Source organism: Stenotrophomonas sp. 80084_Sma (genome assembly GCF_056481995.1).
Genome location: NZ_CM151177.1, coordinates 3,653,693 through 3,670,478 on the forward strand (window position 1 = coordinate 3,653,693; position 16,786 = coordinate 3,670,478).

At 67.4% G+C, this 16,786-nt stretch carries 11 protein-coding genes; 2 read left to right on the plus strand and 9 right to left on the minus strand.

All coding sequences use genetic code 11. The features are described from left to right. Positions 1–95: 95 nt before the first annotated feature. The 7 genes from ACZK3W_RS16955 to pilG form a co-directional block, all read right to left on the minus strand. Positions 96–560 (minus strand): chemotaxis protein CheW, encoded by a 465-nt coding sequence (locus tag ACZK3W_RS16955; RefSeq protein ID WP_065723902.1) that lies wholly within the window; start codon positions 558–560, stop codon positions 96–98. Continuing rightward, positions 557–1,897 carry a chemotaxis protein CheB gene (locus ACZK3W_RS16960; RefSeq protein ID WP_197617318.1) on the minus strand — a complete coding sequence of 447 codons (1,341 nt, stop codon included), beginning with the start codon at positions 1,895–1,897 and terminating at the stop codon, positions 557–559. Before ACZK3W_RS16960 ends, ACZK3W_RS16955 begins: the two co-directional genes overlap by 4 nt. Then, on the minus strand, positions 1,884–8,576 hold the full coding sequence (locus tag ACZK3W_RS16965) for an Hpt domain-containing protein (RefSeq protein WP_478450128.1): 6,693 nt from the start codon (positions 8,574–8,576) through the stop codon (positions 1,884–1,886). Before ACZK3W_RS16965 ends, ACZK3W_RS16960 begins: the two co-directional genes overlap by 14 nt. Positions 8,577–8,676: 100 nt before the next feature. Next, entirely contained in the window at positions 8,677–10,713 is a 2,037-nt protein-coding gene (locus ACZK3W_RS16970) for a methyl-accepting chemotaxis protein (RefSeq protein WP_032130100.1), read from the minus strand. Positions 10,714–10,754: 41 nt separating this feature from the next. Beyond that, positions 10,755–11,285 carry a chemotaxis protein CheW gene (locus tag ACZK3W_RS16975; RefSeq protein WP_049400398.1) on the minus strand — a complete coding sequence of 177 codons (531 nt, stop codon included), beginning with the start codon at positions 11,283–11,285 and terminating at the stop codon, positions 10,755–10,757. Then, a complete protein-coding gene (locus tag ACZK3W_RS16980; RefSeq protein ID WP_005410717.1) occupies positions 11,285–11,647 on the minus strand; it encodes a response regulator in 363 nt (120 codons plus the stop codon). Before ACZK3W_RS16980 ends, ACZK3W_RS16975 begins: the two co-directional genes overlap by 1 nt. A gap of 18 nt (positions 11,648–11,665) precedes the next feature. Next, positions 11,666–12,067, minus strand: coding sequence for a twitching motility response regulator PilG (pilG, locus tag ACZK3W_RS16985; RefSeq protein ID WP_005418455.1), 402 nt, complete (start codon positions 12,065–12,067; stop codon positions 11,666–11,668). 240 nt (positions 12,068–12,307) lie between these two features. On the opposite strand from pilG, the gene gshB reads away from it, so the two are divergent. Together gshB and ACZK3W_RS16995 are read left to right on the plus strand one after the other, a co-directional pair. After that, positions 12,308–13,255, plus strand: a complete 948-nt coding sequence (gshB, locus tag ACZK3W_RS16990) for a glutathione synthase (protein ID WP_197617325.1) — start codon at positions 12,308–12,310, stop codon at positions 13,253–13,255. Next, the gene (locus tag ACZK3W_RS16995; RefSeq protein WP_049422140.1) at positions 13,255–14,139 is read left to right on the plus strand and encodes an energy transducer TonB family protein; all 885 of its coding nucleotides are present in this window, start codon (positions 13,255–13,257) and stop codon (positions 14,137–14,139) included. The genes gshB and ACZK3W_RS16995 overlap by 1 nt, the downstream gene beginning before the upstream one ends. Before the next feature lie 151 nt (positions 14,140–14,290). Here the strand turns inward: ACZK3W_RS16995 and ACZK3W_RS17000 are convergent. Beyond that, a protein-coding gene (locus ACZK3W_RS17000) for an IS3-like element ISStma2 family transposase (RefSeq protein ID WP_132810585.1) occupies positions 14,291–15,642 on the minus strand; the annotation gives its coding sequence in 2 pieces (ribosomal slippage) (positions 14,291–15,195 and positions 15,195–15,642; 1,353 coding nt in all). 424 nt (positions 15,643–16,066) lie between these two features. Then, entirely contained in the window at positions 16,067–16,780 is a 714-nt protein-coding gene (tsaB, locus tag ACZK3W_RS17005) for a tRNA (adenosine(37)-N6)-threonylcarbamoyltransferase complex dimerization subunit type 1 TsaB (protein ID WP_180837847.1), read from the minus strand. Positions 16,781–16,786: the final 6 nt, after the last annotated feature.

The window sequence follows — 16,786 nt, forward strand, 5'->3', positions numbered from 1 at the left end:
GTAGTGCCGGCCGCTGGCCGGCAACCGCATGATTCCGTGGATGCCGGCCAGCGGCCGGCACTACCAGGAATTCAAAATGCCCGGCGGATGTCCGGTCAGGCCGCCAGCGAATCCAGGGCGGCTTCCAGCGCGTCCAGGTTCGGCAGCAGCGCGCTCTGCTCACCCAGCAGCACACGCATGTGCACAATGTCCGGCAGGGTTTCTTCCGAGGCATCAGCCAGCAGCCCGTCGCGCGGCACCGAAATCAGCTGCGGGAAGTTCTGCGTCAGCAGCGCGTAGTACGGACGCTGCGCGTTGCCGCTGAGGGCCTTCAGTACCACCACCTTGTTATGGCCGCTCACGGCTTCTTCGCCCAGTCCCGAAAGACGTGCGAACGACACCAGCGGCACCTGCCAGCCATGCCAGCCGATCTCGCCGACCAGCCAGCGCGGCGCATCGGAGACCGGCTGCACCGGCACGCGCGACATCATTTCGGCCACGGTGGCATTGGGCAGCAGCACGCGCGCGTTGCCGGCCTGGATCAGGACGCCACGGATTTCGTCATTGCTGGCATAGCTCATGGTGCTTCTCCGTTGTCGTCCTGCTCACCCCAGCGCGCGGCAATCGCCTGCGCCAGTTCCTGCGGTTCACCGGCCACCATGCCGGCAGCAACCACCGCCGTGGCTGCAGCCGGGTCGTAGCAGCCCTCGCCCACCTGCCCGGCCACCCATGCACCGGCGGCGGCCAGATCCAGCGCCGGACCAACATGCGCAAGGTCAGCGCCGCTGAGCAGGACCAGCGCGGTGTGGTCAGCTGGCAGCGCGGCAATCGCAATGCCCTGCGCGTCGCTGACGAAATGCAGGCCGTCACTGGCTGCCTGCACGCCGATGTCATCGGCCAGCACGTGCACTTCACCCGGAGTTGCACGCTGGCCGGCTTCAGCCAGCTGCACCGGCAACGGCGACACGCGTGCCATCTGCTTGACCAGGTTGCCGTAGCGCCCGCCATCCAGGCGCATGTGCACCAGGACCGGCACGCTCAGCGAAGGCGGCAGCGCGCCGAGCAGGCGACGCAGCGCATCCGGGCCACCGATGCCGGCCAGCACCAGCAGCGATCCGGCGCGTGCGCCCACGGGCGCTGCGGCATCCAGATCGACCAGGCTCAGATGACCGGTATCGAAGGAAGGCAGCGGAGCCTCCACCGCAGCGTGGTGCGGAGCGGTTGCCGAGGCATCGGCCTCGTCCTCGACCAGCGACCAGGCGGTGTGGTCGAAGGAGACCGGCGGTAGCGGCGGTACTGCGGACGCGGTCTCTGCCAGCGACGGCAGTGCGGGGGCCTGCAGCGGCTCAGGCACCACCGGCTGCAGCGCGGCCAGCGCCTGTTCCAGCGCGATCGGTTCGTGCAGCTGCGCAGGCGGCGAGTACAGAGTGTCAGCGGGGACCTCGTCGGCCCAGCTCAATGCCTGCTCCAGGTGCGGCTGCAGCGCTTCTTCCTGCGGCGCCGGTGCCGGTGCCGGGTGGCCCGGCTCCAGCTGCAGGCTGGGTTCTTCTTCGGCCCCCGGCGGCAACACCTGCTGGTGGCCATGCAGCTTGGCGGACAGATGACGGCCCCAGCGCTGAGCCTCCCAACCATCACGACGTGCAGCCAGTTCGGCCTCGTCGAAGACCAGGGTCAGACCCGGTGCGGACAGCACCGCTTCCAGGCGCTCCAAGGCGTCCTCGATGGCGGCTTCCAGCGCGATCACCACGAACTGTGGGCGCGCCTCCTGCAGGACCCGCGCCTCCAGCGTGTTGGGATCATCTTCCAGCACCAGCTGCACATCGGCGTGCGACAACGCCTCACGCAGGCGCTCACGCGCCGCGCCGGGACGGGCCAGCAGGGCCACGGCCGGGGCCGGATGGGTTTCACTCACGGACACGGGCGATCCCCAGCAGGTCGTACACGTTACGCATCAGGTCCAGTTCCTGGTACGGCTTGCCCAGGTAACGCTGGACACCGATCTCGAAGGCGCGCTGGCGGTGCTTGTCACCGCTGCGCGAAGTGATCATCACGATCGGCACGTCCCTGTAGCGCGGGTCGCCACGCATCGCGGTGGCGAGCTCGTAGCCATCCATGCGCGGCATCTCGATATCCAGCAGCATCAGGTCCGGCACGCGCTCTTCCAGGCGTTCCAGCGCTTCCACGCCATCGCGGGCGACGCTGACCTCGAAGTTGTGGCGTTCGAGGATGCGGCCGGTGACCTTGCGCATCGTCAGCGAGTCGTCGACCACCATCACCAGCGGCACCTGGCGCTCCTGGCGCGGTGCGTTGGCCAGCACAGGCAGCGTCGGGTTGGCGAGGAAGCGGCGCACCAGCGGCGCCACGTCCAGGATCACCACCACGCGGCCATCGCCGGTGATGGTCGCGCCGTAGATGCCCGGCACCGACGCGATCTGCAGGCCGACCGGCTTGACCACGATTTCGCGGTTGCCCAGCACCTGGTCGATCGCCACGGCGGCACGCAGATCACCGGCACGGACCAGCAGCAGCGGCACCTGGTCCTGGCCATCGGCACGCGCCGGGGCCTGCCCGACCAGGCTGCCGAGGTCGTACAGCGGATAGTCTTCGCCGCTGTAACGGTAGCTGCTGTCGGCGGCTTCGAAACGCTCGCGCGACAGGCGGCCGATACCACTGACCGAGGCCACCGGCACCGCGAAGGTGGTTTCGCCGATCTGCACGAACACCGCCTGGGTGACGGCCAGCGTCTGCGGCAGGCGCAGGGTGAAGCGTACTCCCTGGCCCCGCACCGACTGGATGTCGACCGAGCCACCGAGCTGGCGCACTTCGTTGCGCACCACGTCCATGCCCACGCCACGACCGGCCAGCTGGCTGACCTGGTCGGCGGTGGTGAAGCCGGACGCGAAGATCAGGTTGTCCAGCTCCTGCTCGTTCGGCTGCGCATCGGCGGCCAGCAGGCCACGGTCGATGGCGCGGCGGCGGATCGCCTCGCGGTCCAGGCCAGCACCGTCATCGGCCACCTCCAGCACGATTTCCGAACCTTCGCGGTGCAGGCGGATGGCGATCTCGCCCTCCTCCGGCTTGCCGGCGGCGCGGCGCTGTTCCGGCGCTTCCAGGCCATGGGCCACGGAGTTGCGCAGCATGTGTTCCAGCGGCGCGACCATGCGGTCGAGGACGTTGCGGTCCAGTTCGCCGTGGGTTCCTTCCAGGGTCAGGTGGACCTGCTTGCCGGTATCCATGCCGGACTGGCGGACCACGCGGCGCAGGCGCGGCACCAGGCCATCGAACGGCACCATGCGCGCGCGCATCAGGCCATCCTGCAGCTCGGAGCTGACGCGCGACTGCTGCTGCAGCAGCGAATCGTACTGGCGCGACAGATCGTCCAGCACGCCCTGCAGGCCACCCAGGTCGGCCGCCGACTCGTTCAGCGCACGGCTGAGCTGCTGCAGGGTGGAGAAGCGGTCCAGCTCCAGCGGATCGAACTTCTGGTCGGCCTGGTCCTGCTCGCGCTGGTAGCGGGCGACGATCTGCGCCTCGGTTTCCAGGTCGAGTCGCCGCAGCTGGTCGCGCAGTCGCGCATTGGTGCGCTCCAGTTCGCCCATGGCACCACGGAAGGCACCCAGCTGCTGTTCAAGCCGCGAGCGGTAGATCGCCACTTCACCGGCATGGTTGACCAGGCGGTCGAGCAGGTCGGCACGCACGCGCACCTGCTCCTGCTGCGGACGCGCCAGCGGATCTTCATCGACCACGCCCTCGGCCGGAAGCGGAGCCGACAGCGGCGCTTCGATCGGGGCCGCCAGTGGGCCCGCGGCCTGTGCGGGCACGGTCTCGATCTCGCTGGCCGCACGCACGGCCGCAGCGGCTGCGGCGATATCGATGGTGGTGCGGACCTCGAAGGCTTCGACCAGATCCTGCGCCGGCTCCACCACGCGGTGCGCGCCGGTGCGGGTGAGCAACTGGTGCAGGCGGTCAAAGCCACGCTCCAGCAGCTGCACGTCGCGACGTTCGATCTCGGTACGGCCAGCGGCCACCGCCTCCAGCAGCGATTCGATGCTGTGGCCAAGGTCGCCGATGGCATTGATGCCAGCCATGCGTGCGCCACCCTTCAGGGTGTGCAGATCACGCTGCAGGCCGGCCAGCACCTCGCGGTCCTGCGGTGCATCGCGCAGTTCGCTGATCAGGCCATCGCAGTGGTCGAGCAGGTCCTTGCCTTCCTCGACAAAGATATCGACCAGCTCGCGGTCGTACACGCTGAAGTCGAGTGCATCGGCGCCGTCTTCGGCATCCGCCGCAACAGGTGCCTGCTCGTGGTGCGGCGCACGCGGCACGATGTCGGTCGCTGCAACCTGTGCATCGGTATCGACCGTGCCCTGGCCCGGTGCGTCTTCCATTTCGAAGAAGCGCACCGCAGCAGTGCCGCCCTGCGGCGCCTCCGCGGTGATCTCCTCAATCACCGTCGCCGGGGACGGCTGATCGGCGCTCTCTCCTTCACCGACCGCCGCCTCCCCGCCGACGTCCGCATCCTCGGCAAAGGCATCTGCCTCACCCGGCGCGAGTTCGCTGGCCTGGAGGCCGATCACGGGCCATTGCCCGTCGTCGTCCAGGGTCTGCTCCTCCTCGATCACGTGCAGGCCGGCCTCGAGCGCGGCTGCCAGCGTGACCGGTTCTGCAAAACCCGGCACAGCCATTTCATCCTGCAGGCTCGACAGCTCGCTGTCGAGTGGCAGTGCAGCAGCGTCGTCAATGACGTTGTCATCGTCACTGTCCGAATCAAACGGCAACGGCGTATTCAGGTCGATCGCGTCAACTTCCGCAGACACCGGCAACTCTTCCGTGTCGCGGTCATCCACCGGCAGCGCACTGGCGTCGAGGTACGGCGACAGATCGTCCGCCATGGTCAGGTCAGCGTCGTCGACCGTCGCGATCGCCGGCACGGCATCTGATTCGTCCTGGGCAACATCAGGCGCACGTTCAATCGGCTGGATCGATTCAATCGCGCCGGTGTCGTCCGCGGCAGGTTCACCTTCGCCCGGCACCGACGGCCAGCCGGCGTCGAAGTAACGCGAAAGATCGTCGCTGGCGGTCAGCTCACCCACGTCCAGGCCGCTGTCGGCTACGACGTCCAGCGCCTCCAGCCCGGTTGCAGCTGGAACCGGTTCCAGCGCATCTTCGGCATGCGACTGCGGCTCGGCAATGAAATCGGTCGCCGCATCGAAAGCGGACGGCATGCTGGTTTCGTCCAGCGTGTCCAGCCCGGCCAGCGGCGCTTCGGCCGCGGATGCCTGCTCGGCATCAGGCGCCAGCTCGACGCCCTCTTCGTCCTCGTCTTCCAGCGCGAACAGCGGCCAGCGCGCTTCCGGCAGCTCGCCGGCCAATGCCTGCAGCCGCTGCACCAGCGCGCACTGCGGAACAATCCGCGGCTGTTCCGCCTGCAGCGCTTCCATGGTCGCGGTGATCGCCTGCGCGGTCGCATCCAGTGCGGCTACGCCCTCGTCGCCAGGCACCACGTCGGCGGCCAGTGCACGCTTGATGTAGGACTCGGCACCGCCGGTGACCGCCGTGATTTCCGGCACTTCGGTCATCGCGAAGGCGCCGTTCATGGTGTGCACCGCACGCAGCAGTGCGTCGCTGACCGGCTGCGGTGCCTGCTGCGCCGAACGCAGCCATTCCTGCAGGGTCGCCTGGTGGACTTCGACCTCGGCCTCGAGGATCTCGCGCAGTACGCTGTCGATGTTGGCCGGGGTACCGGCGTCTTCCGCCACCGCCGTGGCATCGGCCTGCGCCGACGCAGCGGCCTCGGCTTCCAGCAGGCGGCTGATTTCGTCTTCGCCTTCGGACTCGGCCAGTGTCGCTGCCGGTGCGGCCGCAGCCGGCAACGGCACGTAGAAGGTCTCCTCGCCGGCACCGACCCGATCGGCAATGGCCTGCATCGCCTGCAGGTCCACGCTGATGCGCTGGCCATGGCGCAGCGCGGCGTTCAGCTGCGGCAGCGCGGCATGGGCGTTGTCGACCATCGCCAGCACCGCCGGAGTCGCCGGGCGACTGCCATCGAGCACGCGATTGAGCATGCCTTCGATCTTCCAGGCGAACTCGCCCAGGGTGCGTGCACCCACCAGGCGGCCACTGCCCTTGAGGGTGTGGAAGATGCGGCGGATCGGCCGCAGCCGGTCCATGTTGTCCAGCTGCATGCGCCATGCCGGCAGCAGCGTGCCCAGGTTGGCCAGCTCGTCGTCGAACTCTTCCAGGAACACCTCGCGGATGTCCTCGTCGATGTTCTCGGCATCGTCGTCGAAGCCGGCCTCGAAGCCGGTCTCGGTGCCGGCCACGACCGGGATGTCCGCAGCGGGTGGAGCCGCCATGGCCTGCGGATTGAAATCGGCCGCCGCGGCGCTCAGCTCGGCGAAGAACTGCGCGTCGGCTTCGCTGAAGTCGATCGGCGCGATGGTGTCGATATCAATCACCGACACCGCCGGTGCCGGTGCATCGGAGACCGGCGTCAGCACCTCGGCCATCGGCGCGGGCACCTCCTCCTGCACATCCGCCGGAACCGCGTCCGCTTCGGCAACCACAGGGCTTTCGTCCACCCGCACGGATGCAGCGGGATCGACGATCTCCAGCGCCGGGTGCAATCCGGCGTCGTCGTCCAGCGACAGCGTCTCCATCGCGTGCAGCGACAGCACGTCGTCGGCATTGTCCAGCGCATCGGCGTCGAAACGGAACACCACGTCGTCACCGGCGGCGACCACATCGTGCTCGGCAGCCACCGGGTCGAACACGGGCGCGGCAACGTCAGCGGTGTCAAAGGGCACCGACGCGTCGACGTCGTCCTCGACATCCATCACAGCCACATCGGCCAATGCCGGCGGTGTTGCCCCCGACAGTGTCCACTGCGGCGCCGGTTCCACGCTGGTTTCGGCCCGTTCGAAACTGACCGGGTCGAAGCTGGCGAAGGTCGGACTGCGCTCGTCTTCGGCACTCGCGGTCGGCTCGGAGTCCGGATGGAACGGTGCGAGATCCCATTGCGGTACCTCGGGCGCAGGCGCGCTGGACGCGGCGAAGACCAGCGGTGCATCCGCGTCGTCATGCAGCGACAGCGGTGTGGAGGCGACACTCCCCAGCGCCCCGAACATCAGGCGGTTGTCCACCACCTCCGGTGCAGGCGCGGCCGGTGGCGGATCGAAGGTGAAGTCCGGCAGCGGCACCAGCACCGTGCCGGCGGCGGGCGCGGCCGGCTGCACCGGAATCTCGATGGGCTCCGGCTGCACCGGCTCGGCCTGCAGCGCGATCGGCTCGCGGTCCACCAGCAGCGATGCGAACGGAATCGGCGCGGCGGCAACAGGCTCCACCGCATTGCGGTCCGGCAACGGCCAATAGCGCAGCGCTTCAAGGCTGCTGCGGGTGATGTCGAGGATGTCCTCGCGACCCGGGCGGCGGTCGCGCAGAGCCTCGAGGTAGTACTCCAGGCTGGCCATGGCATCGGCCAGGGTGTCCAGCTGGCGGCCACTGGGCACGCGCTGGCGACCGATCAGCTCGGCTTCGATGTACTGCTGCACACCGCGCAGGTAATCGGCGGCGGTGTTCAGGTCGAGCATGCGCAGCGCACCGGACACATCGCCCAGCAGGCGCGGCACGTCCTGCAGCTCGGCATGGTTCCAGCTGGTTTCGATGAAGGCGACGAAATGCTCGCGGGCGGCGGCGAAGTTGGCGATGGCCTCATGTGCCAGCACCTCCACCGTGCGCCGGTTCTCCACCGCGCTGGGGTCATCTTCGCCACTGCCGCCGGCGCCCAGATGGGCGACCTGGTCGTCCAGCGACGCGTCCACGTAGAGCAATGCGCCGGCGATATCCAGCAGCAGGTTCTCGTCGATCTGCTGGCGCCCTTCGACCACGCCACGCAGCGCATCGCGCTGCTGCACGACCACGCCGCGGGCAACGCCCAGGCCCATCATGCCCAGCGTATCGGCCACGGCGCCAAGTTCGTTGGCCTGGGTCTGCAGCTGTTCGGGCGCACCGCCAGTACGCAGGTGCAGGTCCAGCGCATCCTTGATGCGCAGCAGTTCTTCCTTCACCGCGCTGCCCACGGTATCCAGCAGCTCGCGGTTGCGCCCGCTCAGGCTGCCCCGGGCATGGTCCAGCTCGGCCTCGGTGGCGCTGACGCTGTCCGGCGCGAACGCCAGCAGCACGCTGTCATGCACGCCCTCTTCGCCACGCGCGGCACGGATTTCGTTGAGCAGCGGCATCAGCACGATCGGAATGTCGCGGTGGCCGTTCTGCAGGCGCTCCAGGTAATCGGGCAGCAGCACGCTGCCGCGCATCAGGGTCGCGCAGGCTTCATCCCGATCAGCCACGCTACCGGCGCCGATGGCATTGGCCAGCTGTTCCAGCTCCTCGGCCACCATCGCCGGGGCGTACAGCTCGACCATGCGCAGGGTGCCCTGCACCTGGTGCAGGTAGCCGGCGCAGATGCGCATGCGGCTGGCATCGGCCGGGTCTTCCGCGTAGTACTCGACCTCGTTGCGCACCTGGCGCAGGGTCTCGTCCAGCTCGGGCTTGACCCAGCCCAGCGCTGCGTGGCTCATCGCATCGCGCAGACTGCTCATGGACGCGCTCCGTTCGCCGCCGCGCGGAAGCCGCGCGAGTTCTGGCGTGGGGAATGGAAATGCTTCATCGACTGGTTCCTTGCTCGCCGCCCTGCCCGCGTCACGCCGGCAGCTTGAAGTCGGCGACCGAACGACGCAGGTCGGCCGCCAGCTGCGCGAGGTGACCGATCGATTCGGCGGTCTGCCCGGCACCCTGCGAGGTCTGGCCGGTGATCTGCCGGATCACGCCCATGGTGCGGGTGATGTCCGAGGCCGCAGCCGACTGCTGCTGGGCGGCGATGGAGATGTTCTTGATGAGGGTGTTCAGTGCATTGGACACGCGCTCGATTTCGGTCAGTGCGGTGCCGGCGTCCTCGGCCAGGCGTGCACCGGACACCACTTCGGCGGTGGTCTGTTCCATCGAGGTGACCGCTTCGTTGGTATCGGCCTGAATGGCCTGGACCAGGTTCTCGATGCGTCGGGTTGCGCCCGAAGTGCGTTCTGCCAGGCGCTGCACTTCGTCGGCCACGACCGCGAAACCGCGGCCCGCTTCACCGGCCGAAGCCGCCTGCACCGCCGCGTTCAATGCCAGGATGTTGGTCTGCTCGGAAATGTCGTTGATCAGTTCCACGATCGAGCCGATTTCCTGCGACGACTCGCCCAGGCGCTTGATGCGCTTGGAGGTTTCCTGGATCTGGTCACGGATCTGGTCCATGCCCTGGATGGTCTCGCGCACCACGCCGGCACCTTCGGCAGCGATCACCACCGAGCGCTGTGCCACGTCGGCCGACTCGGCCGAGTTGCGCGACACCTGTTCGATGCTCGCCGCGATTTCACCGATGCGGTCCGAGGCCGAGGTGATCTGGTTGGCCTGATGGCCCGCCGCCTCTGCCAGCTGCATGGCGGTGGCCTGGGTTTCCTGGGTGGACAGCGCGACCTTGGCCGAGGTGTCGTTGATGGTGGTCACCAGGTGGCGCAGCTCGTCCACCGCGTAGTTGATCGCGTCGGCGATGGCGCCGGTCATGTCCTCGGTCACCGAGGCCTTCACGGTCAGGTCGCCCTCACCCAGCGAGGAGATTTCGTCCAGCAACCGCATGATCGCCTGCTGGTTGCGGCTGTTGAATTCCACCTGGGTCTGGTAGCGCAGTTCCTGCTCGCGCGAGCGGCTGCGCACGTTGGTGGAGACGAAGCCAATGATCGCGATCAGCGACAGCGCACCGGACACCACGCCGATCCAGAAGTTCGGGAACAGGCGGGTATCGGACACCGAACCGAACGAGGAGAACGCCTCGAACAGCTTGCGGCTGTCGTCCAGCATGTGCGCCGAGCCCTGGCCCAGCGCGGTGGCGGCGGACTGGGCGGCGAACAGCTGGCGCGAGCTGGCCAGGATCGCATCGGCGTCCTGCTTCATTGCTTCCCACTTCTGCTGCGACTGCTCCAGCGCGGCCACGGCGGCGGCACCGCGCACGGCGGTGATGCCCAGTTCCTCGTTGCCGTTGCGCAGGCCGTCGAGCACCTGCGAGAACACGGTGATGTCGCGTGCCAGTGCATCGCCCGAGGTGGCAGCGGCGCTGCCACCGGCACGCATTTCGGTCACGCGGCGGGCCATCGAACCGGCCACCACGACCTGCTGCAGTGCGCTGTACACCTGCGACGACGGCGCGCCCGAGGCGGACATCGCGCGCACCAGCTCGTTCAGCTGGGCCTGCAGGCCCGGCACCGCGCCGGTGAAGTTGTTGGCATTGCCGGCCAGCGCCAGCACGGCGGGCTCGCTGGCGACCAGCTGCCCGGCCTGCTTGCCCAGCGGCGCCCAGGTCTCGGCCAGGGTGGCGATCGCACCGGACACGCCCGGTTCCTTGCCGTAGCGGCCCTGCAGGGTCGACACGTTCTGTTCGATCGCGTTGCGGGTGGCCTTGAAGGCGGTGAACGCCTGCGCGTTGCCGCCCACCGCATCACGGCCCTGGTTGGCCAGCTGCTGTGACAGCACCTGCAGGTCGGCCGCCTTGGAGCCGGCATCGGCCAGGCGACTGCCCTGCCAGGTGGCGACGCCGGTGTTGACGCCGAACAGGATCATCGATGCCAGCAGCAGGAACAACCAGAGGTTGCTGCCGCCCAGCCGCAGCTTGCCGGTCTTGGTGGCGTCCGAAGCAGTACTCATCGTTCAACCTCGATCTTCAATGCAGGGGGCGATGCCCGGCCTCAGGCCGCGGCTTGCCGGAATTCAGGGGTACGCGACAGCAGCGAGAGCGAGAACACGCCCCAGTCGTGGCCGTCGGCGTGGAAGGCGCGATCGACGAAGTGGCCGTAACGTCCTTCGGCCAGCGTGCCGGCCGCGATCTGCTGGTCCAGTTCGAAGCTGCGCTGGCCGAACAGTTCATCGATGGTCAGCGCGACGTCGCCACCCGACTGGCGCATGATCAGCACGCGCTGGCCTTCCTGCTGCACGGTGCGCGTGCCTTCCAGGAAGTACTTCAGGTCGACCACCGGGAACAGGTTGCCGCGCAGGTTGCCTACGCCCAGCAGCCACGGCTGCGCGCACGGCACCGGGGTGACCGGCGGCATCGGCACGATTTCCACCACTTCGCGGAAATCGGATACCAGCCGGCGCTGGCCGACGCGGTAGCCCACGCCACGCCAGAGGTCCTGGGCGAACTGCCGTTCGGGCAGCTGCACCGCATGGGCCAGGCTGCGCCGTTCATAGGCTTCGAGGATGTCGAAGGGCGAGCGCATCAGGCCACCAGTTCGTTGATCCGCGCGATCAGTTCATCCTCGCGCGGCGGCTTGACGATGTAATCGGCTGCGCCCTGGCGCAGGCCCCATGCCTTGTCGGTTTCCATCGCCTTGGTGCTGACGATGATCACCGGGATGTGCTTGATCGCCGCGTCACGGGCCATCGCGCGGGTGGCCTGGAAGCCGCTCATGCCGGGCAGGACCACGTCCATCAGCACCAGCTGCGGCACCTGGTCGCGGACCAGCTGCAGTCCATCCTCGGCGTTGTCCGCTTCCAGCACCTCATGGCCGGCACGGCGCAGCCACTGGGTGAACACCGCGCGGTCGGTCGGTGAATCCTCGATCAGAACGATACGAGCCATTGTGCCTTTCCCCCCTGGTCAGGCGTTGACGTATGTGCGGATGGCACCCAGCAGTTCTTCACGCGTGAAAGGCTTCGTCAGGTACTGCTCCGAGCCGACGATGCGTCCCCGCGCCTTGTCGAACAGGCCATCCTTGGACGACAGCATGATGACCGGGGTCGCCTTGAACAGCTGGTTGCCCTTGATCAGCGCACAGGTCTGGTAGCCGTCCAGGCGCGGCATCATGATGTCGACGAAGATGATCTGCGGTTGCTGGTCTGCGATCTTGGCAAGCGCTTCGAAGCCGTCGGTGGCGGTGACCACCTCGCAGCCTTCGCGTTTGAGCAGCGTTTCCGCAGTCCTGCGGATGGTCTTCGAATCATCGATGACCATCACCCGGAGTCCTGCGAGTTCCCCGCCCGCAGTCGTGTTTTCAGTCATTGCCTATCCCCAAGCGCACGGCCCGATCTCTGGCGGGGGCCGCTACGAAAGCGTATCTATATCGCACTTTCCGCGCCCGCTTCAAGGCCGCCCCATGGCGCGGGGCATGGCACCCTCCTGAACGTGACGGGTTTCGCAATGCGTGCGCGACCGCCGGGCGGACGCTGCGTTGCAGTAAGGCGGGGAGGCGCGCGACCGGCGTTGCCGCTACCATCAACGCCTTGCCAGACAGGTGCGCCCATGCCGTTGAACGTCATCGTGGTGATGGACCCCATCGCCCACATCAAGATCGCCAAGGACACCACCTTCGCCATGTTGCTGGAAGCCCAGCGCCGCGGCCATGCCCTGCACTACGTGCGCCCGGGCGGGTTGGCCCTGGAAGGTGGCGTGGCGGTGGCCCAGACCGCACCGCTGCAGGTGCGCGACGACCCGACCGGCTGGTATGAGCTGGGTGCGTTCAGCCGTACCGAGTTCGGTCCCGGCCAGATCGTGCTGATGCGCAAGGACCCTCCGGTCGACGCCGAGTACATCTACGACACCCAGGTGCTGGACGTGGCCGCCGCTGCCGGTGCCTGCGTGGTCAACAACCCGCAGGGCCTGCGCGACTACAACGAGAAGCTGGCCGCCCTGCTGTTCCCGCAGTGCTGCCCGCCGACCCTGGTCAGCCGCGATGCCAAGGCGCTGAAGGCCTTTGCCTTGGAACACGGCCAGGCGGTTCTGAAGCCGCTGGATGGCATGGGCGGCCGCTCGATCTTCCGCAGCGGCCAGGGCGATCCGAACCTGAATGTGATCCTGGAAACCCTGACCGACGGCGGCCACAGAATGGCGCTGGCACAGAAGTTCATTCCCGACATCACCGCTGGCGACAAGCGCATCCTGCTGGTCGATGGCGAACCCGTCGACTACTGCCTGGCGCGCATCCCGCAGGGTGATGAATTCCGCGGCAACCTCGCCGCCGGTGGCCGCGGCGAAGGCCGCCCGCTGAGCGAGCGCGACCGCTGGATCGCCGCCCAGGTCGGGCCGGAGATGAAGCGTCGCGGCATGCGCTTCGTCGGCCTGGACGTGATCGGTAATTACCTGACCGAGGTCAACGTCACCAGCCCGACCTGCGTGCGCGAACTGGACGCACAGTACGGCCTGAACATCGCCGGCACCCTGTTCGACGCACTCGAGGCCGGCCTGCGCTGATGCCGTCCGCACCTGCCGTACTGCCCCCGCCGCCGCGCGAAGCGCAACGGCTGGGGGCGACCATCGCGTTGTCGGTGCTGGTCCACGCCCTGCTGATCCTGGGCGTGGGCTTCGCCGTGAAGGGCGATGCACCGCTGGTGCCGACGCTGGAAGTGATCTTCAGCCAGACCCGCACCGCACTGACGCCGAAGCAGGCTGATTTCCTGGCCGCAGCCAACCAGGAAGGCGGTGGCGAACACGACCGCGCACAGCGTCCGCGTGACAACCAGGCCGGCATCGTGCCGCAGGCCCAGTCCGGAATCAGCCCGATTCCGCAGCAGCAGCAATCGGCCGCACCGGTTCCGCCGCCGCAGGCGCGGGTGGTCAGCAGCCGCAATGGCGAAGAGGTGGTCGCGCAGGCGCAGTCCCGGCCCACGCCGGATCAGCCCGAACCGGACGCGCCGCTGAGCGCGCGCGAGCAGCGCGATGTGGAAATGGCCCGCCTGGCCGCTGAAGTCCATCTGCGCTCGGCGCAGTACGCCAAGCGCCCGAACCGCAAGTTCGTGTCGGCCAGCACGCGCGAATATGCCTATGCCAACTACCTGCGTGCCTGGGTCGATCGCGCCGAGCGCGTCGGCAACCTGAACTACCCGGACGAGGCCCGGCAGCGCCGCCTGGGTGGCCAGGTGGTGATCAGCGTGGGTGTGCGCCGCGATGGCAGCGTGGAAAGCAGCCGGATCCTGCGTTCGAGCGGGACGCCGTTGCTGGATGAGGCGGCGCTGCGGGTGGTGAAGCTGGCGCAGCCGTTCCCGCCGTTGCCGAAGACCGAGGATGAGATCGATATCCTGCAGGTCACCCGCACGTGGGTGTTCCTGCCGGGCGGCACCCTGCACGACGATCGGTAGGGTTTGTTGCCCGGGCCTGCGGCCCGGGACCCGCTGAACGTCAACGTCAACGTCAAAGGCGGCGGTTGGACTGTGGATTTGGTGTGGCGGGGTGGCTGGCCAGGACACGCCGTAAACCCATCCTGAAGTGACCCCCGAGACTTGGACGGGGTCAGGCGGCCGATTGGGCCTGCTCCCGGTACTTTATCGGGCTCAGACCTTTCAGTTTCAGTTTGATGCGCTCTTCGTTGTAGTACTGGATGTATTCCACCAGCCCAGCCTCCAGACTCTCGAGGCTGTCAAAGCTGTTCAGGTAGAAGAACTCCGACTTCAGCGTTCCAAAGAAGCTCTCCATCGCCGCATTGTCCAGGCAGTTGCCGCGCCGGGACATGCTTTGCTTCAACGAGTGCTTTTCCAGCATATGCCGGTAGTTTTCATGCTGGTACTGCCAGCCCTGGTCGGAGTGGATCATCGGGCGCTCATCCGGGGAAAGCTTCTTGATGGCCTCCTCCAGCATTTGACCCACCAGATCAAATACGGGCCGACGCTTGATCTGATAAGCCACGATTTCGCCGTTGTAGAGGTCCATGATCGGCGACAGGTACAGCTTCATGCCCTGCACCTTGAACTCGGTCACGTCAGTCACCCACTTCTGGTTGGGCCGCTCGGCATGGAACTGGCGATTGAGGTCATTGCCAACCACAACATTGGCCGCCCCCTTGAAGGCCTGGTAGCGCTTCACACGCACCCGCGATTTCAGTCCCATCTCCCCCATCAGGCGCTGAACCCGCTTGTGATTGGTCCGATGACCCTGATTGGCTAATTCCAGCGTCACCGTGCGATAGCCATAGCGCCCTTGGCTTTGATCGTAGATTGCACGGATGCGCTCGCACAGGGCTGCCTCATCCTGATCCGGATGGGCCAGGACATGGTTCTGGTAATAGAACGTACTGCGTGACAGCTCAGCTGCTTCGAGCAGAAGCGACAGCGTATGAACCTGCCTCAATCCTTGGACGGCTTGCGCTTTGCGTCCTGCGCCGCCTGCTCTTCCCGGATCAAGGCATCGAGTTTTTTTAGGTAGTCGGTCTCCGCACGCAGATAGGCGACTTCCTTGAGCAGCTCATCGCGGCTCATATCCTCAGGTGGCTTGGACGAACGGGTCTTTTTCATCGGCTTTCGGGGCGGCGGCGGAGGGGGTGCCAACGCTTGGGCACCGCCTTGAGCATACAGGCGCCGCCATCGCCCCACCGCGCCGGCATCGCCAATTTGAAAGTAGGTGGTGGCCTCCCGCCCGGACAAGCCGTCCTGGCTCATCTTCTCCAGGACAGCCAGTTTGAACGGGAGGTCATAGGACCGGGCCTGGCGATGAAATCCCCGCCTACCATGCAGCCGATAGGTCGCCACCCAGCGCCTGACCGTGGAGAACTCCAGGCCGTGGCGACGGGCAATGGCTTTGACCGATGTGGAGGTCTTACAGGCCTCTTTGGCGACCTGCAGTTTGAAACGCGCGTCGTATTTGTTCATGTATCCCTCGGGGTTGGATCTGGTGTCCAACTCCCGGGGGTCACTTCATCCTTGGGGGCTCGATGGCGCCATCCATGGCGCCAACGGTCCTGCCCAGCCACCCCGCCCCACCTCTGACAGATCCCGGCGCATCGCGTCCCGCTCCGCTGTTGGTAGGTGTCGACCTTGGTCGACACACATCCACGCTATGCGTGGATGCGAGCGAAGCGATCCGCTTTTGACTTTGATTTTCTTTTGATTTTCCGTGGCGGACGCACACGGAAACTGTCAGAGGTCGGGCGGGGTGGGTTCGCGGGGGTATCCGCGCCATGGATGGCGCGGCTAAGCCCCCAGGGACGGGTTCACGGCGTCCCCCGCGAACCCACCCCGCCCGGCCAAGCGCGGCTTTTGATTTACGCGATCAACCACCCCCGCCACGAGGGGCTCAGCCGTTGGCCTTCGCCTTCGCCTCGCGCGCGGCCTGTTGCTCGACCAGGGTCAGTGCCACGTTGTCGCGCAGGTACGCCGGCTCGACCTTCTCCGGTGCGATGGCTTCGCCGCGGGCGAAGGCCGGCACCGCCAGTGCCAGTACGTCCGACGCGCGCGGCAATGCGGCGGCATCGAATCCACGCAGGCCAGCCCCAAGTTGCGCCACCAGTGTGCCCTCGGCTGCGCCGAAACCGGTACCCACACCGTAGGCGGACAGCCCTTCCGGCAGCGATACCGCAGCGGGTGCGCATACGCGCTCGGCATCACGCGCCACCGGCAGGCCGTCCACGCGCTCGAAGCGGGCAACGTAGAGTTCGCCCATCCGCGCATCGATCGCCGACAGGATCTGCGTTTCCTCGGCCGGTGCCCGCAGCGCCAGCACCTGCAGCGTCGAGACCGGCAGCAGCGGACGGTCCAGTGCCAGTGCGATGCCCTGGGCGATGGCAATCGCTAGGCGCACGCCAGTGAACGCACCGGGGCCGCGACTGAGCGCGATGCCGTCCAGCTGGCGGCGGCTGATGCCGGCGTCGGCCAGCAGCGCCTCCGCCCACGGCAGGCTCAGTTCGGCGTGCCGGCGCGGGGCGATCTCGAAGCGTTCCAGCACCTGCCCATCGACATGCAGGGCAACGGAACAGGCTTCGGTGGCGGTTTCAAAGGCGAGCAGTTTCATCGGATC